General features: G+C 63.9%; 25 protein-coding genes. All 25 read right to left on the bottom strand.

Going from position 1 to position 26613, the window contains the following annotated elements; translation table 11 throughout:
• Positions 1-2 precede the first annotated feature (2 nt).
• Positions 3-662, bottom strand: a complete 660-nt coding sequence (gene hisH / locus V6M63_RS16620; RefSeq protein ID WP_332743664.1) for an imidazole glycerol phosphate synthase subunit HisH — start codon at positions 660-662, stop codon at positions 3-5.
• Positions 663-675: 13 nt separating this feature from the next.
• Complete coding sequence (hisB, locus tag V6M63_RS16615; protein WP_332743662.1) at positions 676-1305, bottom strand: imidazoleglycerol-phosphate dehydratase HisB; 630 nt, start codon at positions 1303-1305, stop codon at positions 676-678.
• Positions 1302-2390 carry a histidinol-phosphate transaminase gene (hisC, locus tag V6M63_RS16610; protein ID WP_332743661.1) on the bottom strand — a complete coding sequence of 363 codons (1089 nt, stop codon included), beginning with the start codon at positions 2388-2390 and terminating at the stop codon, positions 1302-1304. The genes hisB and hisC overlap by 4 nt, the downstream gene beginning before the upstream one ends.
• A complete protein-coding gene (gene hisD, locus V6M63_RS16605; RefSeq protein WP_332743660.1) occupies positions 2387-3778 on the bottom strand; it encodes a histidinol dehydrogenase in 1392 nt (463 codons plus the stop codon). Before hisD ends, hisC begins: the two co-directional genes overlap by 4 nt.
• Positions 3775-4425: an ATP phosphoribosyltransferase gene (hisG, locus tag V6M63_RS16600; protein WP_332743659.1), complete on the bottom strand. Its 651-nt coding sequence runs from the start codon at positions 4423-4425 to the stop codon at positions 3775-3777. Before hisG ends, hisD begins: the two co-directional genes overlap by 4 nt.
• The gene (gene murA / locus V6M63_RS16595; protein WP_332743658.1) at positions 4422-5702 is read right to left on the bottom strand and encodes a UDP-N-acetylglucosamine 1-carboxyvinyltransferase; all 1281 of its coding nucleotides are present in this window, start codon (positions 5700-5702) and stop codon (positions 4422-4424) included. The genes hisG and murA overlap by 4 nt, the downstream gene beginning before the upstream one ends.
• A 14-nt stretch (positions 5703-5716) precedes the next feature.
• Positions 5717-5956, bottom strand: coding sequence for a BolA family protein (locus tag V6M63_RS16590; RefSeq protein WP_332743656.1), 240 nt, complete (start codon positions 5954-5956; stop codon positions 5717-5719).
• Positions 5957-5958: 2 nt separating this feature from the next.
• Positions 5959-6714: an ABC transporter permease gene (locus V6M63_RS16585; protein WP_332743654.1), complete on the bottom strand. Its 756-nt coding sequence runs from the start codon at positions 6712-6714 to the stop codon at positions 5959-5961.
• Complete coding sequence (locus V6M63_RS16580) at positions 6711-7649, bottom strand: ABC transporter ATP-binding protein (RefSeq protein ID WP_332743652.1); 939 nt, start codon at positions 7647-7649, stop codon at positions 6711-6713. Before V6M63_RS16580 ends, V6M63_RS16585 begins: the two co-directional genes overlap by 4 nt.
• Positions 7650-7787: 138 nt before the next feature.
• Positions 7788-8072, bottom strand: a complete 285-nt coding sequence (locus V6M63_RS16575; protein WP_332743651.1) for an STAS domain-containing protein — start codon at positions 8070-8072, stop codon at positions 7788-7790.
• Positions 8073-8088: 16 nt separating this feature from the next.
• Positions 8089-8712 (bottom strand): MlaC/ttg2D family ABC transporter substrate-binding protein, encoded by a 624-nt coding sequence (locus tag V6M63_RS16570; RefSeq protein WP_332743708.1) that lies wholly within the window; start codon positions 8710-8712, stop codon positions 8089-8091.
• A 118-nt stretch (positions 8713-8830) separates the two neighbouring features.
• Complete coding sequence (locus V6M63_RS16565; RefSeq protein ID WP_332743649.1) at positions 8831-9565, bottom strand: MlaA family lipoprotein; 735 nt, start codon at positions 9563-9565, stop codon at positions 8831-8833.
• A gap of 108 nt (positions 9566-9673) precedes the next feature.
• Positions 9674-10153, bottom strand: a complete 480-nt coding sequence (gene mlaD / locus V6M63_RS16560) for an outer membrane lipid asymmetry maintenance protein MlaD (protein WP_332743647.1) — start codon at positions 10151-10153, stop codon at positions 9674-9676.
• 27 nt (positions 10154-10180) lie between these two features.
• The gene (gene mlaE, locus V6M63_RS16555; protein WP_332743645.1) at positions 10181-10963 is read right to left on the bottom strand and encodes a lipid asymmetry maintenance ABC transporter permease subunit MlaE; all 783 of its coding nucleotides are present in this window, start codon (positions 10961-10963) and stop codon (positions 10181-10183) included.
• The gene (locus tag V6M63_RS16550; RefSeq protein WP_332743643.1) at positions 10960-11796 is read right to left on the bottom strand and encodes an ABC transporter ATP-binding protein; all 837 of its coding nucleotides are present in this window, start codon (positions 11794-11796) and stop codon (positions 10960-10962) included. The genes mlaE and V6M63_RS16550 overlap by 4 nt, the downstream gene beginning before the upstream one ends.
• Before the next feature lie 86 nt (positions 11797-11882).
• Positions 11883-13349, bottom strand: coding sequence for a glutamate synthase subunit beta (locus V6M63_RS16545; RefSeq protein WP_332743641.1), 1467 nt, complete (start codon positions 13347-13349; stop codon positions 11883-11885).
• A gap of 26 nt (positions 13350-13375) precedes the next feature.
• Positions 13376-18154, bottom strand: coding sequence for a glutamate synthase-related protein (locus V6M63_RS16540; RefSeq protein ID WP_332743639.1), 4779 nt, complete (start codon positions 18152-18154; stop codon positions 13376-13378).
• 190 nt (positions 18155-18344) lie between these two features.
• Positions 18345-19034, bottom strand: a complete 690-nt coding sequence (locus V6M63_RS16535) for a transposase (protein WP_332743637.1) — start codon at positions 19032-19034, stop codon at positions 18345-18347.
• Positions 19035-19098: 64 nt separating this feature from the next.
• Positions 19099-20310, bottom strand: coding sequence for an MFS transporter (locus V6M63_RS16530; RefSeq protein ID WP_332743635.1), 1212 nt, complete (start codon positions 20308-20310; stop codon positions 19099-19101).
• Positions 20311-20333: 23 nt separating this feature from the next.
• A complete protein-coding gene (locus V6M63_RS16525; RefSeq protein ID WP_442909606.1) occupies positions 20334-21518 on the bottom strand; it encodes a deoxyguanosinetriphosphate triphosphohydrolase in 1185 nt (394 codons plus the stop codon).
• The gene (gene aroB / locus V6M63_RS16520; RefSeq protein WP_332743631.1) at positions 21518-22639 is read right to left on the bottom strand and encodes a 3-dehydroquinate synthase; all 1122 of its coding nucleotides are present in this window, start codon (positions 22637-22639) and stop codon (positions 21518-21520) included. Before aroB ends, V6M63_RS16525 begins: the two co-directional genes overlap by 1 nt.
• Before the next feature lie 46 nt (positions 22640-22685).
• Complete coding sequence (locus tag V6M63_RS16515) at positions 22686-23261, bottom strand: shikimate kinase (RefSeq protein ID WP_332743630.1); 576 nt, start codon at positions 23259-23261, stop codon at positions 22686-22688.
• On the bottom strand, positions 23258-25381 hold the full coding sequence (gene pilQ / locus V6M63_RS16510) for a type IV pilus secretin PilQ (protein ID WP_332743629.1): 2124 nt from the start codon (positions 25379-25381) through the stop codon (positions 23258-23260). Before pilQ ends, V6M63_RS16515 begins: the two co-directional genes overlap by 4 nt.
• Positions 25378-25878 carry a pilus assembly protein PilP gene (locus tag V6M63_RS16505; RefSeq protein ID WP_332743707.1) on the bottom strand — a complete coding sequence of 167 codons (501 nt, stop codon included), beginning with the start codon at positions 25876-25878 and terminating at the stop codon, positions 25378-25380. Before V6M63_RS16505 ends, pilQ begins: the two co-directional genes overlap by 4 nt.
• A 50-nt stretch (positions 25879-25928) precedes the next feature.
• A complete protein-coding gene (locus V6M63_RS16500; RefSeq protein WP_332743628.1) occupies positions 25929-26600 on the bottom strand; it encodes a type 4a pilus biogenesis protein PilO in 672 nt (223 codons plus the stop codon).
• Positions 26601-26613: the final 13 nt, after the last annotated feature.

Here is a 26613-nt window from a genome sequence, read left to right as displayed (position 1 = left end):
GCCTAGGGTTTCCAGGAGAGGAAGTTGCGGTAAAGCGCCAGCCCCTGGTCGGCGCTTTTCTCGGGGTGAAACTGGGTGGCAAAGATGTTGTCGCGGGCGATGGCCGCGGCGAAGCGACCACCATAGTCGGCTTCGCCCACACAGTGCAAGGCCTGGGCGGGGCGAGCATAGTAGCTGTGCACGAAATAAAAATAGGAGCCATCCCCGATTCCGGCCCACAACGGGTGCACCGGGCGCCCCAATTCGTGGAACACCGGGTTCCAGCCCATCTGCGGCACCTTGAAACGGCTGCCATCGGCCTGCAGCCGGCCTTCCAACCGGAAGCGAACCACCTCACCGGGAATCAGGCCCAGCCCGTCGGTCGGGCCTTCCTCACTGCGGTCGAGCAGCATCTGCATGCCCACGCACACGCCGAACAGCGGCTTGTTGGCTGCCGCGTGCAGCACGGCGTCTTTCAGTCCGGAGGCGGCGAGCTCGTTCATGCAGTCGGTCATGTGGCCCTGGCCGGGCAACACCACGCGGTCGGCGTCGAACACGTCTTGCGCGCGCGAGGTGACCAGCACCTCCACGTCTTCGGTGCGCGCCACGTGCTGTACGGCCTGCGACACGGAGCGCAGGTTGCCGCTGCCGTAGTCCACCACGGCGACTGTCTTGCGTTTCATGGCCGGGAAGGGGTTACAGCGAACCTTTGGTCGAGGGAATCACGTCGCCCATGCGCGGGTCGCGCTCCAGCGCCATGCGCACGGCGCGGGCAAACGCCTTGAACACGGTTTCGGCCTGGTGATGGGCGTTTTCACCGTGGAGGTTGTCGATGTGCAGAGTGACACCGGCGTGGTTGACGAAACCCTGGAAGAACTCGAAGGCGAGCTGGGTGTCGAAACCGCCGACCATGCCGCTCTTGAATGGCACACGCATGTGCAACCCCGGGCGGCCCGAAAAGTCGATGACGACGCGCGAGAGCGCTTCGTCCAGGGGCACGTAGGCGTGGCCGTAGCGGCGAATGCCTTTTTTTTCGCCCACGGCCTGCGCGAAGGCCTGGCCCAGCGTGATACCCACGTCTTCCACCGTGTGGTGGCCGTCGATGTGCAAGTCGCCTTTGGCCTGGATGTCGAGGTCGACCAGCCCGTGGCGGGCGATCTGGTCGAGCATGTGATCGAAGAAGCCGATGCCGGTGGACAGCGTGGCGGCTCCCGTGCCGTCGAGGTTGACGCGCACGCCGATCTGCGTTTCCGAGGTGTTGCGCTGCACGAACGCCACGCGGTCGTTGGTACCGGCGGGAGCGGATGCGGAAGGCGTGGAAGTCATAGAGGGGTCTGAAGGGCGCGGATCAGCGAGGCATTTTCCGACGGTGTGCCCACCGTCAGCCGCAGACAGTGCGTCAGCAGTGGGTGCATTTTAGAAACATTCTTCACCAGAATGCCCTGGGCCTTGAGGCTGTCAAAACAACGTTGCGCATCGGGCACACGCACCAGCACCATGTTGGCTTCGCTGGGGAACGGCTGGAAGCCCGGCATCTGGCGCAGGGCGTCGATCAACACGGCGCGTTGTTCGCAGATCTGCACCGCCTGCTGCGCAAACACATCGGCGTGCTCCAGCGCAAACAGCGCGCATTCGGCGTTGAGCACGCTCACGTTGTACGGCGGGCGCAGCTTGTCGACTTCGTGCACCAGCGCCTGGGCTCCAAGCATGTAGCCCAGCCGCACGCCGGCCAGGCCGAACTTGGAGAGCGTGCGCATGAGCAGCACGTGGGCGTTGGCCACGGGGTGGGCGCGGATCTCGTCGAGCCAGCTCAGGCTGGAAAACGGCTGGTACGCCTCGTCCATCACCACCAGGCCACCGAAGCCCGCGGCCTCGGCGATCAGGCGGCGGATGGTGTCGGCGCTCCAGAGGTTGGCGGTGGGGTTGTTGGGGTAGGCGATGTAGGTGATGGCGGGCTGATGTTCGCGCATCGCGGCCAGCATGGCGGCTTCGTCGAGTTCAAAGTCCACCGTGAGCGGCACGCCGACGAACTTCAGGCCCTGCAGCTGCGCGCTCATGGCGTACATCACGAACCCCGGCAAAGGGGCCAGAACAGCCGCACCCGGCAGGTCGCAGGCCAGGGTCAACAGCGAGATGAGTTCGTCCGAGCCATTGCCCAGCATCAGGCTGCAGCCGGCAGGCAGGTCCACGTAGCGGGACAGGGCGGCCTTGAGATCGTCGATGCGCGCGCCGGGGTAGCGGTTCACGGCCACGGCGCCCAGTCGGGCGCCGAGCGCAGCCTGCAGATCGGGCGGCAGCGCGAACGGGTTCTCCATCGCGTCGAGCTTGACCATGCCGGTGGCGTCCTGCACGGCGTAGGCGTGCATGGACTGCACGTCCTGGCGGATCACGTCCAGGGGATTTCGGCTCATTGGGAACCCCGCATTGCCGGCACTTCGTCCAACCGCAGTTCGGCGGCGCGCGCGTGGGCCTGCAGACCTTCGCCATAAGCCAGCTCGGCAGCGATGAGCCCCAGGCTCTGGGCGCCGGCGCGGCTCACCTCGATCAGACTGCTGCGCTTCTGGAAGTCGTACACGCCCAGCGGGGAACTGAAACGCGCGGTGCCGCTGGTGGGCAGCACGTGGTTGGGGCCGGCGCAGTAGTCGCCCAGACTTTCGCTGGTGTAGGCGCCGAGGAAGATGGCGCCGGCGTGTTTGAGCAGCGGCTCCCAGCGGTGCGGTTCGCTGCTGGACACCTCGAGGTGCTCGGGCGCGATGCGGTTGCTGATGGCGCAAGCCTCTTCCATGCTGCGGGTGTGTATCAGCGCGCCGCGGTCGTTCAGGCTCTTGGCGATGATGGCCGCGCGCGGCATCGTCGGCAGCAGGCGGTCGATTTCGCGCTGCACCGCGTCGATGTAGGCGGCATCGGGGCACAGCAGGATGCTCTGCGCGAGTTCGTCGTGTTCGGCCTGGCTGAACAGGTCCATCGCCACCCACTCGGCCGGCGTGCTGCCGTCAGCGAGCACCAGGATTTCGCTGGGGCCGGCAATCATGTCGATGCCCACGGTGCCGAACACGCGCTTCTTGGCGCTGGCAACAAAGGCGTTGCCGGGACCGGTGATCTTGTCGACCTTGGGCACGGTGGCCGTGCCGTAGGCCAAGGCAGCCACGGCCTGCGCGCCACCGATGGTGAAGGCGCGCGTGACACCGGCCACGTAGGCGGCCGCCAGCACCAGGTCGTTGCGCTCGCCGCGCGCCGAGGTGCTCGCACCGCTGCCGCCGGTGGCCACGCTGCCGCGCACCGGCGTGGGCACCACCATGATGATTTCCTGCACGCCGGCCACGTGCGCGGGCACGGCGTTCATGATCAGGCTCGACGGATAGGCCGCCTTGCCGCCGGGCACGTAGATGCCCACGCGGTCCAGCGGCGTGACCTTCTGGCCCAGCAAGGTGCCGTCTTCGTCGCGGTAGCTCCAGCTCTCGCCACCGGCCTTCTTCTGCGCCTCGTGGTAGCTGCGCACGCGGCGCGTGGCAGCCTGCAGCGCCTCGCGCTGGGCGGCCGGCAGACCATCGAACGCGGCCTTGAAATCGGCCTGGGTGAGTTCGAGATCGGCCATGCCGGCGGCGGCCAGACCGTCGAAGCGCGCCGTGTACTCGAGCACCGCCGCGTCTCCGCGCTTGCGCACATCGGCCAGGATGTCGGCCACGCGCTGCTCGATCGCGCCGTCGGTCTCGGCCGACCAATGCAGTCGGGCCGCGAACTGCGCCTCAAAATCGGCATGGGTGGTGGACAGGCGGGCGGGACGAGCGGTGAATGTCATGCGAGGGAGCCTTGCTCGATGGCTTGCGCAAAAGCGTTGATGAGGGGGCGGATGGCCGTCTGCTTGAGCTTGAGCGAAGCCTGGTTGACGACCAGCCGGGCGCTGATGTCCATGATGCGTTCGACCTCGACCAGGTGGTTGGCCTTGAGCGTGTTGCCGGTGGAGACGAGATCGACGATGGCGTCGGCCAGACCCGTCAGCGGGGCCAGTTCCATGCTGCCGTAGAGCTTGATCAGATCCACGTGCACCCCCTTGGACGCAAAGAATTCGCGCGCGATGTGGGTGTACTTGGTGGCCACCTTCAGGCGCGAGCCCTGGCGCACGGCCGAGGCGTAGTCGAAGTCCGCACGCACCGCCACGCTCACGCGGCAGCGCGAGATGTTGAGGTCCAGCGGCTGGTACAGGCCCTGGCCACCGTGCTCGATCAGCGTGTCCTTGCCGGTCACGCCCAGATCGGCGCCACCGTGTTCCACATAGGTCGGCACATCGCTGGCGCGCACCAGCACCACGCGCACCTGCGGGTTGCTGGTGGCGAGGATCAACTTGCGCGACTTCTCGGGGTCTTCGAGCACCTCGATGCCGGCGGCCTTGAGCAGCGGCAAGGTCTCGTCGAAGATGCGGCCTTTGGACAATGCCAACGTGATCATTTGACCCTTTCGATATCAGCACCGATGCCGCGAAGCTTTTCCTCCATCTGGTCGTAGCCACGGTCCAGGTGGTAGATGCGGTCCACGATGGTTTCACCCTCGGCCACCAGACCGGCGATCACCAGGCTGGCCGACGCCCGCAGGTCGGTGGCCATGACGGCGGCGCCCGACAGACGCGAGATGCCCTCGACCACCGCCACCTTGCCATCGGTCTGGATGCGCGCGCCCAGGCGCACCAGTTCGTTGACGTGCATGAAGCGGTTTTCGAAGATGGTTTCGGTGACCTTGCTGCTGCCTTCGGCAATGCAATTGAGCAACATGAACTGGGCCTGCATGTCGGTGGGAAAGCCCGGGTATTCGGTGGTGCGAAAGCTCTGCGCCTTCATGCGGCCGGTGACGCGCACACGAATGAAATCGCCGCCCGCGTCCTTGCCGGCTTCGATCTCCGCCCCGGCGTCGTGCAGCTTGTCGATCACCGCGTCGAGGTGGTCGGCGCGGCCATGACGCAACACCACGTCACCCCCGGTGGCGGCCACCGCGCACAGGAAGGTGCCGGTCTCGATGCGGTCGGCCACCACCTGATGCGTGCAGCCATGCAGGCGCTCCACGCCCTGGATGTGGATGCGGCTGGTGCCGTGGCCTTCGATCTTCGCGCCCATGGCAATCAGCATCTCGGCCAGGTCACCGATCTCGGGCTCCTGCGCGGCGTTTTCCAGCAGCGTCTCGCCCTCGGCCAGCGCGGCGGCCATGAGGAAGTTTTCGGTACCGGTCACGGTCACCATGTCGGTGGCAATGCGCGCGCCGTGCAGGCGCGTCTTGCCCGCTGGCAACTTGGCAACCATGTAGCCGTGCTCCACCACGATCTCGGCGCCCATGGCCTGCATGCCTTTGATGTGCTGGTCGACCGGGCGCGAGCCGATGGCGCAACCACCCGGCAAAGACACGCGGGCGTGGCCGAAGCGCGCGAGCAGCGGCCCGAGCACGAGCACCGACGCGCGCATGGTCTTGACCAGCTCATACGGCGCTTCGGCCTGTATGGGGTCGGCCGCCTGCAGCGTGATGCCACCACGATCACCATGGGTCTGCGTCTGCACGCCCATGTTGTCGAGCAGCTGGCGCATGGTGGCCACGTCGCGCAGGCGTGGCACGTTGTTCAGGGTCACCGGGTCCGAGGTGAGCAGTGCAGCACACAACTCGGGCAGTGCGGCGTTCTTGGCACCGGAAATGGTCACCTCGCCATGGAGGGTTCGGCCACCCGTGATTCGGAGTTTGTCCATGCCTGGCTATCGGTTCAGGGTTGGGCCGCCCATTCGGCGGGGGTGTAGGTCTTCATCGACAGGGCATGCACCTCGTCGCTCTGGATGCGCTCGCCCAGCGTGCCGTACACAGCCTGGTGGCGCTTGATCAGGCGCAGGCCCTCGAACGCGGGCGAGACGATCACGGCGGCCCAATGTCGGCCATCGCCTGTGACTTCGATGTGCTCGCACGGCAGGCCGGCAGCGATGAGGGTTTGCAGTTGTTCAGCGGTCATGTCTAGTGGCGAATTTTGTAGCCGGTCTTGAGCAGGTGCAGCGCGATCGCACTCACGATGGCGAGTGCCCCACCCACCAGGGCCAGACTGATCCAGGGCGACACATCGCTCACACCAAAAAAGCCATAGCGAAAGCCATCGATCATGTAGAAGAACGGATTGAGGTGGCTCACCTTCTGCCAGAACTCGGGCAGGGAGTGGATCGAGTAGAACACGCCCGAGAGGAAGGTCATGGGCACGATGATGAAGTTCTGGAACGCGGCCATCTGGTCGAACTTCTCGGCCCACAGACCGGCGATCAACCCCAACGCGCCCAACAGGGCCGCGCCCATGAAGCCGAACGCCAGGATCCACAGCGGCGCCACCATCGACGGCTGGGCAAACCACCAGGTCACCACCATCACGCCCAGGCCAACAGCCATGCCCCGCACGATGGACGAGCCGACGTAGGCGACGAACCAGGCACGGTGCGAGAGCGGTGTGAGCAGCAGGAACACCAGATTGCCCATGATCTTGCTCTGGACCAGCGAAGACGAGCTGTTCGCAAACGCGTTCTGCAACACGCTCATCATCACCAGGCCAGGCAGCAGGAAGGCGGTGTAGCTCACCGAGTCGTAGACCTGGACCCGGTCTTCGAGCACGTGGCCGAAGATCATCAGGTACAGGATGGCGGTGATCACGGGTGCGGCCACGGTCTGGAAGCCGACCTTCCAGAAGCGCAGCACTTCCTTGTAAAAAAGGGTTTGCCAACCGGTCATGCTGGCACCTTCACCTGGCTGGCGGTGCGAGGTTGTGCACCCGTCAAATCCAGAAATACGTCTTCAAGATCGGCCTTGCGGATCTCGATGTCTTCGGGCACGACGCCTGTCTCGCGCAGCCTTGCCAGAATGTGCTCGACCGCGAGCGCATCGTTGGCCGGCAACTGCACCACACGACCGGTGATGCGCGCCTGTACCACCAGCTCGGGGGGCAAAGTTGCATCGGTCTTGAAACGCAGCACGTTGGACGCGGCGCGCGACAGCAGCGCCGAGGTCGATTCGAGCGCCACCACCCTGCCCTGCTTGAGCATGGCGATGCGCCCGCACAGCGCTTCGGCCTCTTCCAGGTAGTGCGTGGTGAGCAGCACGGTGCTGCCCAGGCGTTTGTTCAGATCGGAAATGAAATGCCACAGGGTCTGGCGCAATTCCACGTCCACGCCCGCGGTGGGTTCGTCCAGCACGATCACCGGTGGCTTGTGCACCAATGCCTGCGCGATGAGCACGCGGCGTTTCATGCCACCGGAAAGCTGGCGCATGTTGGCGTTGGCCTTGTCGGTGAGACCCAGACCTTCCAGCAGCTCGTCGATCCAGGCGTCGTTGCGCTGGATGCCGAAATAGCCGGACTGGATGCGCAGGGCCTCGCGCACGTTGAAAAAGGGGTCGAACACCAGCTCTTGGGGCACCACGCCGAGCTGGCGACGCGCCGTCTGGTAATCGCCCTGCACGTCACTGCCGTGCACCAGCACGCGGCCTGAGGTGGCGCGGGCCAGTCCGGCCAGGATGCTGATCAGGGTGGTCTTGCCAGCGCCGTTGGGCCCGAGCAGGCCGAAGAATTCACCGGCCTCGATGTCAAACGACACCGACTGCAGGGCCTGTACGGCACCGCGCGAGGACGGGTAGCTTTTGGAGACGTCTTGAAAGGAAACTGCGGGCATGCGCGGGGAAAACCACTGAGGTCATTGGCCGCGCACAGGACATCTGGCAGCGGTTGGGGAACCGCGTATTTTATGCCCGGTGGGTTGCCCGCACTGTGCACGGGACAAGTGCCCGGCGCCAGATGCGATGGCGAGCCGTCAGGGGGCAAGCAGGTCGCCCACCCCGTACAGACCCATGAGGTCCTCCAGCCGTCGCGGCCAGTTGCTCACCTGCAGGGTCTTGCCTTCCGCCCGGAGTTGACGGCGCAGCTCCAGCAGAATGGCCACCGCCGACGAGTCGAACACGCGCAGCGAAGCGGCATCGAGCATCACCACCGGGCCGGATTGCTGAGCAAGAGCTTGCTTCAACTCCATCAAGGTCTTGCCGGCTTCCGCCAGAGTGACCTGCGCTGGCAGGGCCGCGGACACCGCGGCCGGGGACATGACAGTCGTCACGGGGTCAGCTGGTCTTGGCCACGTTGGACTTGTTGCGCTGCACCAGCGACGCGATCAGGCCATCAATGCCCTTGGCGTTGATTTCCTGCGCGAACTGGGTGCGGTAGGTTTCCACCAGCCAGACGCCCAGCACGTTGATGTCGTAGATCTTCCAGCCGCTGGCGGTCTTTTCCATGCGGTAGTCGAGCTGGATCGGATCGCCCTTGCCGCGCACTTCGGAGCGCACCACCACCTCGGTGTCTTCGGGCTTGGAGCGCATGGGCTTGAAGGTCACGGTCTGGTCCTTCACCTCGCCGAGCGCGCCGGAGTAGGTGCGCACCAGCAGGATCTTGAACTCGTCCTGCAACTGCTTCTGCTGCGCGGGTGTGGCCTGACGCCAGAAGCGGCCGACCGCCGAGGAGGTCATGCGGGTGAAGTTGACGCTGGGCAGGATCTTGGTGTCCACCAACGCCACGATGCGGTTCACATCACCGGCCTGGATGGCGGGATCGGCCTTCACGGAGGCAAGCACGTCGCTGGAAAGGCGCTTGATCAGGGCATCGGGGGCTTCGTCTTGCGCCATGGCAGGCACGGACATCACGCCAGCGGCGGTGATCACGAGGGCGGTGAGCCAGGAGCGGCGTTTCATCATGAGGTTGTTTCCTTTCGCGGCCAGAGGCCCTGCTGCAGACAATGCAGCGTAATTCATCAGAACGGTACAAATATGAAGCAGTTCCACCTCATTCGTTGCGATACGTATCAGCGCGTCACTGGTCGCCGCCCAGACCGATCCCTTTGTCGATCATGTCGTCGATCTGGCTTTGGCGGCGGTTGAGGTACAGATCGCGGGTGAAGCTGTATTTATCGAGCGCAGCGTCTTCCAGCAGCGATGACGCACGCAGCAAGCCGGCGCGGGTGTCGACCACGCGCAACGCGGTGAGCGAATTGCGGGCCGGCACATCGTTCAGACCGGAAACCGGGTCCACGCTCATGTCCACCACCAAGCCGGTGCCGTCACGCACCGACGAGGGACCGAAGATCGGCAGCACCAGGTAAGCACCGGACGGCGCGCCCCAGAAGCCCATCGTCTGGCCGAAGTCCAGGCGGGTGCGGGGAATACCGGCTTCGGTGGCGATGTCGAGCAAGCCCGCCAGACCCAACACCGTGTTGACGCTGAAACGCATCAGGTTTTCCGTGGCTTCGCGGGGACGGAGCTGGAACGCCGCATTGGCCGACGACCACAGGTCGCCAATGTTGCTGAAGAAGTTGTTCACGCCGGTTTGGACCGGACTGGGCGTGACGTCTTTGTAAACGGTGGCCACCGGCTTGAGCACCGCCGTGTCCACGGCGTCGTTGAAGCGGTAGACACCACGATTGAACGGCTCCAGCGGATCGCGCGGATTGGCGTCGGGGCCGGTGGCGCAGCCGGTGAGCACGGCCAACGCAATGCCGCCCGCCAGCAGTCCTGCGGACCGACTGATCTTGGCGAATCTGTCTTTCATCTTGGAACCCCCTGGGCGCAATGCCCGAATCGTTGTTGCTTGAGCAACCTGCATTCTTGTCAGGTTGCAGTGTCTTGTCTGAACGCTCCGCCAAAAGCCCTGTTGGGCTTACTCGGCGGGCTTGGCATCGCCGCTGTCGGCGGCCTTGCTGAACAGGAACTGGCTGATCAGGTTCTCCAGGATCACCGCCGATTGGGTCTGGGTGATCACGGCACCGGCAACGATGTTCTCTGGGTCGCCGCCCGGCTCGATGCCGATGTACTGCTCGCCCAGCAGGCCGCTGGTGAGGATCTTGAGTGAGCTGTCCTTGGGAAAGGCGTAGCGCGATTCGAGTGCCAGCGTGATGTTGGCCTGGAAGGTCTTGTCGTCAAAGGTGATGGACTCCACCCTCCCGACCACCACGCCCGCGCTGCGCACGGCGGCCTTGGGTTTGACGCCACCGGCATTGTCGAAGCGCCCGACCACCTGGTAGGTCTTCTCGAAGTTCAGACTGAGCAGGTTGGCCGACTGCAGGGCCAGGAACAGGATGGCTGCCGCACCGATCAGCACGAACAGGCCGACCCAGATGTCGTTTTTGGAAGTTTGCATGTTGATCTCCGCTGAAGGGTTGTGGCCTCAGATGCTGAACATCGTGGCGGTGAGGATGAAGTCCAGCGCCAGCACGGTCAGCGATGCCATCACCACGGTGCGGGTGGTGGCGCGCGACACGCCTTCGGGCGTGGGGTGTGCGCTGTAGCCCTGGAGCAAGGCGATGAAGGTCACGGCGAAGCCGAACACCACGCTCTTGACGACGCCGTTGCCGACATCGGCCCAGACGTCCACACCGGCCTGCATCTGGCTCCAGAACGCGCCACCGTCCAGGCCGAGCATGAGCACACCCACCACCCAGCCGCCGATCACGCCCACCGCGCTGAAGATGCCGGCGAGCAAAGGCATGGCGATCACGCCGGCCCAGAAACGTGGGGCCAACACGCGGCGCACCGGGTCCACCGCCATCATTTCCATGGCACTGAGTTGTTCACCGGCTTTCATGAGGCCGATCTCGGCCGTGAGCGACGTGCCGGCGCGCCCGGCAAACAAGAGCGCCGTGATCACCGGGCCGAGTTCGCGCACCAGCGAGAGCGTGACCAGCAGCCCCAGCGCTTCGGTGGCGCCATAGATGCGCAACGTGTAGTAGCCCTGCAGGCCGAGCACGAAGCCGACAAACAGGCCAGAGACGCCGATGATGGCCAGCGAGTGGTTGCCCAGGAAGTGGATCTGGTCGCGCAGCAGCGCCGGGCGGCGCAGTGCCGCGCCCAGCAGCCACAGCAGGCGCGCCATCAGGCGCGTGCCGGTACCGATGTCGGTGATCTGGCTGCGCACCGAGAAGCCCAGGCGGGCGATCCACGCCGTTGTCATGCCCGCTCCTTGTGGCCAGCCGGGTCGCCGTTGCCGAAATCTTCTTCCAGGCTGGGGCCGGGGTGGTGAAAGCGCACCGGGCCGTCGGGCAAGGCGTTGACGAACTGTTTGACCAGCGGGTCTTCGCTGTGGCGCACCTCGTCGGGCGTGCCCTGCGCGGCAATTTTGCCGTTGGCCAGCACGATCACCCGGTCGGCGATGTGGAAGGTTTCATCCAGGTCGTGCGAGACCACGATGCTGGTCAAACCCATGGCGTCGTTGAGCTGGCGGATCAGCCGGGCGGCGGTACCCAGCGAGATCGGGTCGAGGCCGGCAAAGGGCTCGTCGTACATCACGAGTTCGGGGTCGAGCGCGATGGCGCGGGCCAGCGCCACGCGCCGGGCCATGCCGCCCGAAAGTTCACTGGGCATGAGGTCGCGCGCACCGCGCAGGCCCACCGCGTTGAGCTTCATCAGCACGATGTCACGCACCAGGGCCTCGGGCAGATTCGTGTGCTCGCGCAAGGGGAAGGCCACGTTGTCCAACACGCTCATGTCGGTGAACAGCGCGCCGAACTGGAACAGCATGCCCATGCGCCGGCGCGCGGCGTACAGGGCTTCGGCCCGCATGACGGTCACGTCCTGGCCGTCGAACAGGGTCTGGCCCTTCTGTGCGCGCAGTTGCCCCCCGATGAGGCGCAACACGGTGGTCTTGCCACCGCCAGACGCGCCCATGAGCGCCGTGACCTTGCCGCGAGGCACGGTCAGCGTGATGTTGTCGAGGATGGCGCGCTCGCCGTACCCGAAGGTGAGGTTGCGCAGTTCGACCAGGGGAGAGGCGTTTTCAGTGGACATCAAACAAAAACCGGGCAGTGGATGCCCGGTCGTTGAATGATAAGGGATTCGGGGTAAACCCGAGTCCGGTGGGGCAGCACCGGCTTTCAGCGCGGCAGGTCGGAGAAGCCCATGAGGAATTCGTCAACCGCTCGAGCGGCCTGGCGGCCCTCGCGGATCGCCCAGACCACCAGGCTCTGGCCGCGGCGCATATCGCCGGCCGCGAACACCTTGGGCACGTTGGTGGCGTAGCCGCCGGTGAATTCGGTGCTGGCCTTGGCGTTGCCGCGGCCATCCTTGTCCACGCCGAAGCCGTCCAGGATGCTGGCGACCGGGTTCACGAAACCCATGGCCAGGAGCACCAGGTCGGCCTTGTATTCCTTTTCGGTACCTGGAATCTCGACCAGCTTGCCGTCTTTCATGTCGACGTGCACGGTGGTCAGGCCGGTGACCTTGCCCTTTTCGCCCACGAAGGCCTTGGTGGAGATGGCGAACTCGCGGGTGCAGCCTTCTTCATGGCTGGAACTGGTGCGCAACTTGAGCGGCCAGTACGGCCACACCAGAGGCTTGTTTTCCTCTTCGGGTGGCTGGGGCATCACCTCGAACTGGGTGACGCTGACGGCGCCATGGCGGTTGCTGGTGCCCACGCAGTCGGAGCCGGTGTCGCCGCCGCCGATCACGATCACGTGCTTCCCATCGGCGCGCAGCTGGCCCTTGACCTTGTCGCCCGCATTCACCTTGTTCTGCTGCGGCAGGAACTCCATCGCGAAATGGATGCCGTCGAGGTCGCGGCCAGGCACCGGCAGGTCGCGGCTTTGCTCGGAGCCACCGGTGAGCAGCACGGCGTCAAAGTCCTTTTGCAGCTGTTCGGGGGCGATGGTTTCCTTGGCCCAGTTGGTGACCTTGCTGTCCTTGGGCAGCGTGCCGACCATCACGCCGGTGCGGAACACCACGCCTTCAGCCTCCATCTGCGCCACGCGGCGGTCGATGTGGGTCTTCTCCATCTTGAAGTCGGGGATGCCGTAGCGCAGCAGGCCGCCCACGCGGTCGTTTTTCTCGAACAGCGTCACGTCGTGACCAGCGCGCGCGAGCTGCTGGGCCGCGGCCATGCCGGCCGGGCCGGAACCGACCACGGCCACCTTCTTGCCGGTCTTGTGGCGCGGCGGCTGCGGCTGCACCCAGCCCTCGGCCCAGGCGCGGTCGATGATGGCGTGTTCGATGGACTTGATGCCCACCGGGTCGTCGTTCACGTTGAGCGTGCAGGCGGCCTCGCAGGGCGCAGGGCAGATGCGGCCGGTGAACTCGGGGAAGTTGTTGGTGCTGTGCAGAACAGTGATCGCGTTCTTCCAGTCGCCCTGGTACACGAGGTCGTTGAAATCCGGAATGATGTTGTTGACCGGGCAACCGCTGTTGCAGAACGGCGTGCCGCAGTCCATGCAGCGAGCAGCCTGCACCTTGGATTGCTGGTCATCCAGCGCAACAACGAACTCCTTGTAGTGCTTCAGGCGCTCGGGCACGGGCTTGTAGCCCTCTTCCAGACGCTCGTATTCCATGAAGCCGGTGACTTTTCCCATGATGCGTGTCCTTCGATTGCGTTGGCTTATTTGGCGGCGACGGTGGCTTTTTTCGCCGTGGCCTGGGCCTTGGTGGTCGCCTCAGCAGCGTTCTTGCGGGCGTGGATCTCACCGAGCGCGCGCTTGTACTCGTTCGGGAAGACCTTCACGAACTTCTCGCGGGCCTGCGCCCAGGTGTCGAGCAGTTCGCGCGCGCGTTTGCTGCCGGTCCAGCGGTTGTGCTCTTCGAGCAGCTTTTTCAGCTGTGCTTCGTCGCTCAGGCCGCGGTGCCAGATGGCCTTGTCCATGGTGATCTCCTGCTCCTTGGCGGACAGCACTTTTTCCATGCTGACCATGGCCATGTTGCAGCGCTTGGCGAATTGGCCGTCTTCGTCGTACACGTAGGCCACGCCACCGCTCATGCCGGCGGCGAAGTTGCGCCCGGTCTTGCCCAGCACCACCACGGTGCCGCCGGTCATGTATTCGCAACCGTGGTCTCCCGTGCCCTCAACCACCGCCGTGGCACCCGAGAGGCGCACCGCGAAGCGTTCGCCGGCCACGCCGCTGAAGAAGGCTTCACCGGTGGTGGCGCCGTACATCACGGTGTTGCCCACGATGATGTTGCGCGCGGCTTCACCGCGGAAATCGATGCTGGGACGCACCACCACGCGGCCCCCCGAGAGGCCTTTGCCGGTGTAGTCGTTGGCGTCACCGATCAAATACAGCGTGATGCCCTTGGCCAGGAAAGCGCCGAACGACTGACCGCCCGTGCCTTCGAGCTGGATGCGGATGGAGTCGTCCGGCAGACCCTCGGGATGCACCTTGGTCACCGCACCCGAGAGCATGGCACCCACCGAGCGGTTGACGTTGCGCGCCACCTCGATGAACTGGACACGTTCGCCCTTGTCGATGGCCGCGCGCGACTTGGCGATCAAGATGTTGTCCAGCGCCTTGTCCAGACCGTGTTCCTGCTCCTGCGTGTGCAGGCGCGGCACGTCGGCCGGCACGTTGGGCAAGGCCAGCAGGCGGCTAAAGTCGAGGCCGCGCGCCTTCCAGTGCTCGATGCCCTGCTTCATGTCGAGCAGATCGGCGCGGCCGATCAGGTCGTCGAACTTGCGGATGCCCAGTTGGGCCATGATCTGGCGGACTTCTTCGGCGATGAAGAAGAAGTAGTTCACCACGTGCTCGGGCTTGCCGCTGAATTTCTTGCGCAGCGCCGGATCCTGCGTGGCCACACCCACCGGGCAGGTGTTGAGGTGGCACTTGCGCATCATGATGCAGCCCTCGACCACCAGCGGTGCGGTGGCGAAGCCGAACTCGTCCGCGCCCAGCAAGGCGCCAATGGCCACGTCGCGACCCGTTTTCATCTGACCATCGGCCTGCACCCGGATACGGCTGCGCAGGCGGTTGAGCACCAGGGTCTGCTGCGTTTCGGCCAGGCCGATTTCCCAGGGGCTGCCCGCGTGCTTGATGGAAGACCAGGGCGAAGCGCCCGTGCCACCGTCGTGGCCAGCGATCACCACGTGGTCGGCCTTGCACTTGGCCACGCCCGCTGCGATGGTGCCCACGCCGATTTCGGACACCAGCTTCACGCTGATGCTCGAGTGCGGCGCCACGTTCTTCAGATCGTGAATGAGCTGTGCCAGATCTTCAATGGAGTAGATGTCGTGGTGCGGCGGTGGGCTGATCAGGCCCACGCCCGGCACGCTGTGGCGCAGCTTGCCGATGTAGTCGCTCACCTTGCCACCGGGCAGCTGGCCGCCCTCGCCAGGCTTGGCGCCCTGCGCCATCTTGATTTGAATCTGATCGGCGCTGTTGAGGTATTCGGCGGTGACACCGAAGCGGCCCGAGGCCACCTGCTTGATCCTGGAGCGCATGGAGTCACCCGCCTGCAGCTCGTAGTCGACTTCAAAGGTGTCCTTGCCCAGCAGGTCGGACATCGTCTGGCCCTGCTTGATCGGGATGCCCTTGAGTTCGTTGCGGTAACGCAGCGCGTCTTCACCGCCCTCGCCCGTGTTGCTCTTGCCGCCGATGCGGTTCATGGCCACGGCCAGCGTCGCGTGCGCCTCGGTGGAAATGGAACCCAGCGACATGGCGCCGGTGGCGAAGCGCTTGACGATCTCCTTGGCCGACTCGACCTCGTCGATCGGAATCGCTTTCGCCGGATCGATCTTGAACTCGAACAGGCCGCGCAGGGTCATGTGGCGACGGCTCTGGTCGTTGATGAGCTGCGCGTATTCCTTGTAGGTGTTCCAGTTGTTGGCGCGCGTGCTGTGCTGCAGCTTGGCGATGGCGTCGGGCGTCCACATGTGCTCTTCGCCACGGACGCGCCAGGCGTATTCACCACCGGTGTCGAGCATGGTGGCAAGCACCGGGTCGTCGCCGAAGGCCGCCTTGTGCATGCGGATGCCCTCTTCGGCAATCTCGAACACGCCGATGCCGCCCACGCGGCTGGCTGTGCCGGTGAAGTATTTGTTGACGGTCTCGGTGTTGAGGCCGATGGCTTCAAACAGCTGGGCGCCGCAATACGACATGTAGGTCGACACGCCCATCTTGGACATGATCTTGGACAGGCCCTTGCCGATGGCCTTGACGTACTGGTAGATCGCCTTGTCAGCGCTCAGGTCGCCCGGCAGGCCCTGGTGGATCGCGGTGAGCGTTTCCATGGCGAGGTAGGGATGCACGGCTTCGGCGCCGTATCCCGCGAGCACGGCGAAGTGGTGCACTTCGCGCGCGGTGCCAGTTTCGACCACCAGTCCGGCGGTGGTGCGCAGGCCCTCGCGCACCAGGTGCTGGTGGATGGCCGAGAGCGCGAGCAGCGCGGGAATGGCGATCTGCGTGGCGCTGATGGCGCGGTCGCTGATGATCAGGATGTTCTTGCCACCCTTGATCGCATCGACCGCGCTGGCGCACAGGGAGGCCAGCTTGGCTTCCACGCCGGCGCGACCCCAGTCGGCGGGGTAGGTGATGTCCAGCGTGTGGCTGCGGAACTTGCCCTGCGTGGCCGATTCGATGTCGCGCAGCTTGGCCATGTCGGCGAAGTCGAGCACGGGCTGGCTCACTTCCAGCCGCATGGGCGGGTTGACCTGGTTGATGTCGAGCAGGTTCGGCTTGGGACCGATGAAGGACACCAGCGACATCACGATCGCCTCGCGGATCGGGTCGATCGGCGGGTTGGTCACCTGCGCGAACAACTGCTTGAAGTAGTTGTAGAGCGGCTTGTTCTTGTCGGAGAGCACAGCCAGCGGGCTGTCGTTGCCCATGGAGCCGATGCCCTCTTCGCCGTTGGCGGCCATCGGGCTCATCAGGAACTTGATGTCTTCCTGCGTGTAGCCAAACGCCTGCTGGCGGTCCAGCAGCTCGGGCGTGACGCTCCCCATGCCGCCGGTCTGCGGTTCGGTCGCGCCGATGCCCTGCTCCAGCGCGGATTCACCGGCCACCGGCGTGTCCACGTCGTCCAGGCGGATGCGCAGGTTGTCGATCCACTGCTTGTAGGGCTTGTTGTTGGCGAGGTTGGCCTTGAGCTCCTCGTCGTCGATCATGCGGCCCTGCTCCAGATCGATCAGGAACATCTTGCCGGGCTGCAGGCGCCACTTGCGCACGATCTTGTTTTCCGGCACGGGCAACACGCCCGACTCGGAAGCCATGATCACGAAATCGTCGTCGGTGATGCAGTAGCGCGAAGGACGCAGTCCGTTGCGGTCCAGCGTGGCGCCGATCTGGCGACCGTCGGTGAACACGATGGAGGCCGGGCCGTCCCACGGCTCCATCATGGCGGCGTGGTATTCGTAAAAGGCCTTGCGCCGTTCATCCATGGTGGTGTGCTGCTCCCATGGCTCGGGAATCATCATCATCACGGCCTGCGCCAGCGGATAGCCCGCCATCGTGAGCAGCTCCAGGCAGTTGTCGAAGGTGGCGGTGTCGGACTGGCTCGCAAAGCTGATCGGGTAGAGCTTCTGCAGGTCGGCACCCAGCACGGGCGAGGACATCACGCCCTCGCGCGCCTTCATCCAGTTGTAGTTGCCCTTGACGGTGTTGATCTCGCCGTTGTGGGCCACGTAGCGGTAGGGGTGGGCCAGTGGCCACTCGGGGAAGGTGTTGGTCGAGAAGCGCTGGTGCACCAGGCCGAGCGCCGAGACACAACGCTCGTCCTGCAGATCGCGGAAGTAGGTGCCCACCTGGTCGGCCAGCAGCAGGCCCTTGTAGACCACGGTGCGGCTGCTCATGCTCACCACGTAATACTCTTTGCTGTGCGTGAGCTTGAGGCGCTGAATGGCGCCACTGGCCGTCTTGCGGATCACGTACAGCTTGCGCTCCAGTGCATCCTGCACGATCACGTCGTTGCCCCGGCCGATGAAGACCTGTCGGATGATGGGTTCCTTCTTGCGCACGGTGGGCGACATGGGCATGTCGCGGTTCACCGGCACGTCGCGCCAACCCAGAAGGACCTGGCCTTCGGCAGCGATGGCGCGCTCCATTTCCTGCTCGCAAGCAAGGCGGCTGGCGTGTTCCTTGGGCATGAAGATCATGCCGACGCCGTATTCGCCCGCCGGCGGCAGAGTCACGCCCTGCGCGGCCATTTCTTCCCGGTACAGCGCATCGGGCAACTGAATCAAAAGCCCCGCGCCGTCGCCCATGAGTTTGTCGGCGCCGACCGCACCCCGATGGTCCAGGTTTTCCAGGATCTTCAGGCCCTGCTGCACGATGCCGTGGCTCTTTTCGCCCTTGATGTGCGCCACGAAGCCCACGCCACAGGCGTCGTGCTCATGGGCCGGGTCGTACAGACCGTGTTGCTGGAGGTGCTGTTTTTCGGCTGCCGTGGTCATGGCGCTTCCTTCTCGGTTCGGGGGCGTTGATTCAAAACGTGGGACTGCGGAGCATATTGCATTGCAACAACAATGCCAAGCAGATTAAATAGGGTCAGATTCTAATTATCTACACCGATCTTCAGCTTTCTATTAATTGGGGACATATTACCGTTGCGCACAATTGGGCTTGAGGCAGTTGGGCGACCACTTACTTTTTAGAGGGCGGCCTGCCGGCACGCGCTTTGCTGATCCGACGCGGCGTCTGCTTTTGAAGGGTCTCCACAAAACCGGCATCGCCCAGTGCCCAACCGTGCAGCGTGGCGAGTGAGATGGCATGTTGTTCATCGGCAGCCAGGCCGGCGTGCACCAATTCGGTGTAAGCGGCCTCCCTGGCAAAGGGCGTGTTCCCCAAACTCCAGTACAGGGAATGGGGTGTGACGCGCCGGTCGTTGGTCTGACCGACAAAGTGGTGGTGGCTGGACCAGACGTATTGCCTCGGGTCGCCAACGAGGCCCGCACGCACCGGATTGAGGTCCAGATAGGCCATGCAGGCCAGCAGGTAACGATCGGACTGAATCAGCGTGGACTTGTAGCGTCCTTCCCAGAGCGTGCCGGTGCGCTGGTGCAAGTCGTTGAAATAGCGCACGTAGCGTCTCCCCACCGCCTGCATCATCAACGGCACACCCTCCCCTGTTTCGGGCGTGAGCAGCAAGTGGAAATGGTTGTCCATCAACACGTATGCATTGATCGCTACCTGGTGTTTTTTGGCGTTCTCGCCCAGCAATTCGAGCAACACTTCGCGGTCAGCATCGGTTTTGACGATCGCTTGTCGGTTGTTGCCGCGCTGGATCACATGATGGGGATAGCCGGCAACGGTGAGGCGGGGCAGACGGGCCATGGTGGTTGAGCGCGTGGAGGGCAGCGTGAGGCTGCGAAATCGGAATCCGACCCCGATTATCTGATTATTCGACCCGATGGCGCCAGCTGGCCTGAAGCCGACCCGCCAGCAGCAAACCCAGCACCGACGAGGTGCCGGTGACCCACCAAGTGGACTGCCACCCACCGGCCTGGGTGGCCACCCAGGCCACCAGTGGTGGGCCAATGAACTGTCCCAACGCCGAGAACTGCTGCATCCAGCCCACGGTGGTGGACACCGTGTCCTCGCCAGGCGCCAGCACCACAGCCAGACCGAACAAGGTGCCAGGAATCAAGCCACCCACGCCCGAAAAGGCCAGCACGGCGACGTATTGCCAGATGGGGTATCCCACCGCTGTGAACGTGATGATGGAGCCCAGCCCCATGGCACAAAAGCCTGCGGCGAGCAGTACGCCGGGACGCACCCCCTGCGCCAGCAACCGCCCGGCGCCGATGTTGCCGGTCATGTTGATGCCGGCGGCCAGTGCGCTCAAGGCACCCACCGCCACCGCGCCGTATCCGGCTTGCGCATAGATGGTGGGCAGAAAGCCGACCACAGCGAGCCATTGGCCCGAGTAAAGGAAAAACGCCAACGCAACCCACCACGGGCCATGCGCCGTGAGGGTTCTCTTGAGCCGAGGACCCCATGCCGCAGGGCGCGGGACTGTGTCCTGCCCATTGGATTGCACGTCGGCCGCAACGCAGCGCGCGAGCACCACAGCCGCACACAACGACAACAGCGCCAGCAAGGCCCAGGCCCACCGCCAGCCCATCGCCCCCATGAGTGCTGCGCCGAAAAACAGGGCCAGCGCCGTGCCCAGTGGCATGTAAGCACCCCACCAACCCAGGGCGCGTGACAGGGTGGGCGCATGGAGCACGCGTTGGCGCAACAGACCCGGCGCAGGAAGCACGGCGAGCAGGAAGCCCATGCCCTCCACCACGCGGGAGAGCAACAGCACTCCCGTTCCCGGTGCCACCGAACCCAGCGCACTGCCCAGCGCCAGCAACACCAGCCCAGCCAACATCACGCGCCGTGGGCCCAACCGATCCGCCGTCAAGCCCACGGCCAACCCCAGCGTCATGCCGGCCAGTTGCACCAACGACAGCAGGAAGCCCGCCTCCACCAGTGACAAGCCCAAAGCCTCTCGCAACACGGGTATGGCGACAGGCAGCTTGCCCACGTGCAGCGCGCAAGTGACGCCCACGGCGAACACGATCGCGGCAGTTCGCCGGGAGGCGGGATCGTCTCTGGAAGTCATGTTGGCGCTCGGCCCGGATCAACTCAAGGGAACGCCACCGTGCCGAACAGACGCTCGTGCTCTCGAATGGCGAAACGGTCGGTCATGCCGGCGATGTAGTCGGCCACGGCGCGCGCGTGATGCTGGCTGCGGCCGTGCGCCTCGGGGAGTTCCTGTGGAGCGTTCATGTAGCGCTCGAACAGGTCGCTCACCACACGGCGCGCGCGGTTGGTGGTGTCCATCACCTGGGGGTGGCGGTAGAGGTTGCGCAGCAAAAAGGCCTTGAGTACCTGCGAACGATCGAGCATGGCCGGGGAAAACGCCACCAGCGGCGGCAAACGTCGCGCCGCATCGGCGTTGTCCAGCGCGTGTTCGGCGATGCGCAGGCGGGTGTGGTCAATCACGTCGTACACCTGATCGCTGAGCATCAGCCGAATCGATTCGAACAAGAGGCGCCGGCCAGCCAATGTGGGATGGGCGTGCAGCGCTTGTTGGCGGTAGTGCTCGAACAAGGGCACCTCATCCAGTTGTTCCAGGGTCAACAGGCCCGAGCGCACGCCGTCATCGATGTCGTGCGCGTTGTAGGCGATCTCGTCGGCCAGGTTGCACAGCTGCGCCTCCAGGCTGGGCGAACCACCCTTGAGGAAGCGCGCGGCCACGCCTTGCGGCTCCTGCTGCTCCAGCCGCCTCGCGTTGTTCCGTGAACAATGTTTGAGGATGCCTTCGCGGGTCTCGAAGCACAGGTTCAAACCGTCAAAGGCCGGGTAGCGCTCCTCCAGTTCGTCAACCACACGCAAGCTCTGCAGGTTGTGCTCGAAGCCCCAGCCATCCACGGCATCTTCAGTGGGGGTGAGCGACTGCATGCAGGCATTCAACGCGTCCTGGCCCGCGTGGCCGAACGGCGTATGGCCCAGGTCGTGGGCCAAGGCAATGGCCTCCACCAGATCCTCGTTGAGTTGCAACGATCTGGCGATGCTGCGCCCGAGCTGGGCCACTTCGAGCGAGTGCGTCAGGCGCGTGCGGAACAGATCACCTTCGTGGTTCAGAAACACCTGGGTCTTGTAGACCAAGCGGCGAAACGCGGTGGAGTGGATCACACGATCCCGGTCGCGCTGAAAGGCCGTGCGTGTGGGTGCTTCCGCCTCGGGGTATCTGCGACCACGGCTCTGCGCCGGGTCGCTGGCATACGGCGCCAGCGTCTGGACGGTTCGTTCCGGCACTCGCTCCATCAGGCCCGCACACCCGCCTGGATCACCTGGGCCACGAGCGCATCGGGTGCGGTTCGGACCACGGCATTGCCCGGACGATCGATCACCACGAACTTGATCTCACCCGCCTCCGATTTCTTGTCCACCCGCATCAGGGCGAGGTAGCGGCCGACGTTGTCATGCGCATCGATCACGGGCGCCACTGTGGGCAGACCCGCCGCCTGCACCAAACGCGTGAGGCGTTCGACAAACGCCGCATCCACCCCACCCAATGCCTGCGAAAGGCGCGCCGCCATCACCATTCCGCAGCCCACGGCCTCGCCGTGCAGCCAGGCACCATAGCCCATGCCAGCTTCGATGGCATGGCCAAAGGTGTGACCGAAGTTGAGAATGGCACGCAGGCCCGCCTCGCGCTCGTCCTGGCCCACCACCCACGCCTTGATCTCACAACTGCGTTTGACCGCATAGGTGAGCGCTTCGCGGTCACGTGCCATGAGCTGGTCGATGTGTTCCTCGATCCAGTCGAGAAACGCCATGTCGGCGATGGGGCCGTACTTGATGACCTCGGCCAGCCCGGCGCTGAGCTCACGCGCGGGCAAGGTATCGAGCGTCTCGAGGTCGCACACCACGCGCTGCGGCTGATAGAAGGCCCCGATCATGTTCTTGCCCAACGGATGGTTGATGGCCGTCTTGCCACCGACCGACGAATCCACCTGTGCCAGCAAAGTGGTAGGCACCTGCACGAAAGGCACACCACGCATGTAGCTTGCGGCGGCGAAGCCGGTCATGTCGCCCACCACACCACCGCCCAAGGCAAAGAGAACCGTCTTGCGGTCGCAGCCATGGGACAACAGGGCATCAAAGATCAGGTTCAGCGATTCCCAGGTCTTGTAGGACTCGCCGTCGGGCAGGCTCACCGTGTGGACTTGCGCATACCGCGATGAGAGCGCGCGCTCCAGGCGCTTTCCGTAGATCGGCGCCACCGTTTCATTGGTGATGATCATTGCGCTGTGCGCTGCCGGCAGCGAGCGGTAGCTTTCCTGCGCATCCAGCAAACCAGCGCCGATGTCGATGGCGTAGCTGCGGTCGCCGAGATCGATCTCGACCTGTTGATGGAGGGAAGAGGTGGCTTGAAGCGTCATGGCCCCAAGTTTATGCCCTGACCGGGACGAGCCCCGGGTCGACTCGCTAGCGAGCTGGAGAACGCCCGGCGGCATCGCCAGAGCCGGGAGAGTCGGGCGATACCACTCCGCCAAGTTCCAGTTGCATCAGGATCATGTTCACCAGCATGGCCACAGAAGGCCGTCCGGTCTCTATCACGAAGTGGGCGGTCTGGCGGTACAGCGGGTCGCGCGCGGCATACAGATCCTTCAGTCGCTGCTGAGGGTCGGCCACTTGCAACAAAGGTCGATTGCGGTCATGCCTCAGGCGGCGAAACACTTCTTCGGGTGTGGAGCGCAGGTACACCACGGAACCGCGCTGATGCAGCCGCTCCCGGTTTTCGGAACGCAGCACAGAACCACCGCCAGTGGACACCACACAGGCGGGCCCAGCAGTCAGTTCATCGATCACGGACGCTTCAAGATCTCGAAAGCGCTCCTCGCCCTCACGCTCGAAGAACTCTCGAATCGAACAACCCAATCGTTGTTCGATCACATGATCCGAGTCAAAGAAAGGGAGCGAGACGCGGCGAGCCAACTGCCGGCCCACCGTCGACTTGCCCGAACCAGGCAAGCCGATCAGGAAACAGGAAGTGGCACTCAATTGATGGCAGATCGACCCAGCACGCGTGGGGTGATGAAGATGAGCAACTCCGATTTGTTGTTGGTCCGTTCACGCGACTTGAACAAATTGCCCACGCCAGGCAGATCCCCCAGAAGTGGGACCTTGTTCACGGTGTCGCGTTGCGTTTGCTCGAAGATGCCACCGATCACGACAGTTCCGCCATTTTCGACCAGCACCTGGGTCTGCACGTGCTTGGTGTTGATGGCCACACCGTCGGGTGTGTCCACACCCCTGCTGTCCTTGTTGATGTCCAGATCCAGAATGATGTTGCCCTCGGGCGTGATTTGAGGCGTCACCTCAAGCTTCAGATTGGCCTTGCGAAACGCGATGGCCGTCGCACCACTGGACGTCGCCGTCTGATACGGGAACTCCGTGCCTTGCTCGATCAGGGCCTTGACGCCATCAGCGGTCACGACTCGTGGACTGGCCACAATGCGGCCCTTGGAATCCGATTCCAGCGCAGAGATCTCAAGACTCAAGAAGCGCGATGCGTTGGGACTGAAGAGCGACAGCGCATAGGAAGCTGCCAAGGCCGTACCCGGGTTGGCCGGCAAACTCACAAACGGCTGCGACGTTGTAGTTGGACCCGTTGAGACGGCTCCATAGGTAGAACCAAAGTTGCCCTGCACTTGATTCCCGTTGATTGAGCCCGCACCGAAGCCGCGCACACCACCGCCCAACCTGACGCCCAGCGATTTGCCGAAGGTATCGTCAGCCTCAACGATGCGGGCCTCAATGATCACCTGGCGAATCGGGATGTCCAACTTGGCGATCAGATCCTGAACTTGCTGCAGTTTGGACGGAATGTCAGTGACGAACAGCTGGTTGGTCCGCGGCTCGGAAATGACACTGCCGCGCTCGGACAGAATGCGAGCGTTGCTGCCGCCTGCTGCGCCACCACCACTGCCGGTTGCGGTCAGTTGCGTGGCAATGTCGGCCGCCTTGGCGTAATTCATCTGGAAGCCCTGCGTGCGCAACGCCTCCAGACTCTCCGTCGAGGCCCTTGCTTCAAGGTCCTGCTTCTCTCGCGCGGCAATCTCGTCTTTCGGCGCAATCCACAGCACGTTGCCCGACTTGCGCATGCCCAAGCCTTTGGCTTGAAGAATGATGTCCAAGGCTTGGTCCCACGGCACGTCCTTGAGCCGCAATGTCACCGAGCCGGTCACGGAATCCGAGGTCACCACGTTGAAGTTGGTGAAGTCGGCGATCACCTGCAGCAGCGAGCGAACTTCAATGTTCTGGAAGTTCAACGAGAGCTTCTCACCGTTGTAGCCAGGACCTTGCGTCAGCTTGCTGGAATCGATCTTCTGCTCGCGAATTTCCAGGACGAACTGGTTGTCGCTCTGATAGGCTGAATGCTCCCAGTTGCCAGTGGGCGTCACCACCATGCGCACGCGGTCACCGGTTTGCGAGGTTGTAACGCTCTGCACGGGGGTGCCGAAGTCACTCACATCGAGCCGACGGCGCAAGCCCTCGGGCAAGGAGGTCTTCAGAAACTCCACCACCAGGTTTTGCCCTTGCTGACGTATGTCAACACCGACCTGATTGTTGGCCAACTCCACCACCACGCGCCCAGCGTTGCCCACGCCACGCCGGAAGTCGATGTCGCGAAGCGACGAAACATCGCGATTGCGGTTCTCTGCAAAAGAAGTTGGGGGCGCCGTCACAGCCGTCACAGCCTCGGAGCGCTGCAGCACGACCAGAAGGGAGTTGCCTTCAATCTTGGTTTCGTAAGAAGCCGTCTGCTTCAGATTGATCACCACACGGGTCCGGTCGCCGGCCTGCACCACATTCGCCGAGCGCAGATTGCCTTCGTTGATTTCAACGGTGCTGCGACCAATGGCGTTGGCAACACCAGGAAAATCCAGCGCGATGCGGGCGGGAGACTGAATGGTGAACCCGGTTGGCACCGCCGTGAGCGGCTGGGTGGTGTTGATGCGAATGACCTCTACCCCACCCTGCACGCCTCCCGTCAACGACTGGATCGCGTTTTGAGCCTGCGCCCAGACGGAGGTGAATGCCATGCAGGCAAAGACTGCGCCCTTGACCACGCCCCATTGCACGGCTGAGACCACGGGAGCCTTGTTTGGCTTGTTCATTTAGAAGCTTCCTCTTGTAACTGCAGCGCTGCGGGGCGCTCCGTCCATTCGCCGCCGGAATCCTGCACAACCTCGCGCATGACCACCTCTGTCTCCGAGATCCGGGTCACGCGTCCATAGTTTTGACCAAGGTAGTTGCCTGGACGCACTTGGTACAGCAGGTTGTCCACCTTGACGAGCGCAACCAGTTGCCCATCTCGATTCAAGCTGCCGACCATGGACATCGTGTCCAGTGGATAGGCTTCAAGCGGCTGCTTGCGCCGGTTGAGTTCGGGTTCGATCAAGGCCGCGTTGACCACCGGGGTGGATTGGCTTCCGCGCAGCACACTGGTGAGCTTTTCAACGCTGAAAGGCGGAGTCAACCGTTCCCCTGCATAGGCTTGCGGTTCAAACTTTGTGGGCGCGGGTATGGGTTTGACCGATGGCCTGATGCTGTTGCGCTCACTCTGCATCCAAGCCTGCAATTCGTCTTGTCCAGAAGAGGTGCAGGCTGACATCACCAGCGCAACTGCAAGCACGGCAAGGCGATTCAAATAAGTCGAGGAAGTCACTTCTTGGCTCCCTGTGCTTTTTGTTGGAGAGCAATTTCGTCCTGATCCAGGTACCGGAAGGTCTTGGCGACGCAGTCCATCGTCAGAACGCCTTCGCGATTGGCCACCGGCGTCAGCGACAGATTGTTCAGCGTCACGATGCGGGAAAGGTTCGCGATGTCGGCAGCGAACAGTCCGATGTCGTGGTAAGTACCCGTCACACGCACCGAGATCGGCAATTCAGCGTAGTACTCCTTCACGCTGACAGCGCCTGGGCGGAACAGCTCAAACTGCAAGCTGCGACCCAGGCCCGCCTGGTTGATATCTGACAACAGGGCGTCCATCTCGGCCTTGCTGGGCAGTTGCTTTTCAAGCTGCGTGACGTACTGCTGCACCTGTTCCAGTTGCTTGCGCAATGCATCCAGGTTGACCGCTTGCACGGCCTTCTTCTTGTAGTCTTCGCGAAGCTGCTGCTCGCGGGCCTTCTCGGCGATCAACTCCTCGTCGGAGTCTTTCAACCAGGCAAACCACAAGCCGGCAATGACCGCCACACACACCGCCACAAACAACAGATTGCGCGGCAGGCCGGGCCACTGCGAAGGATCGTTGGGATCGAGCCCGGTGAACTGGCTCTTGAGTTTTTCCTGGACTCCTTTGAAGTCCACGTTGATGCTGGGCGATTTGGCCATGATGCGTTGCCTG

Origin of the sequence: Hydrogenophaga sp. (assembly GCF_036675665.1) — a bacterium.
In the GTDB taxonomy this organism is placed as follows: Bacteria; Pseudomonadota; Gammaproteobacteria; order Burkholderiales; family Burkholderiaceae_C; genus Hydrogenophaga.
Note: the sequence above shows the minus strand (reverse complement) of the source record. Positions and strands in the feature narration are given on the sequence as shown.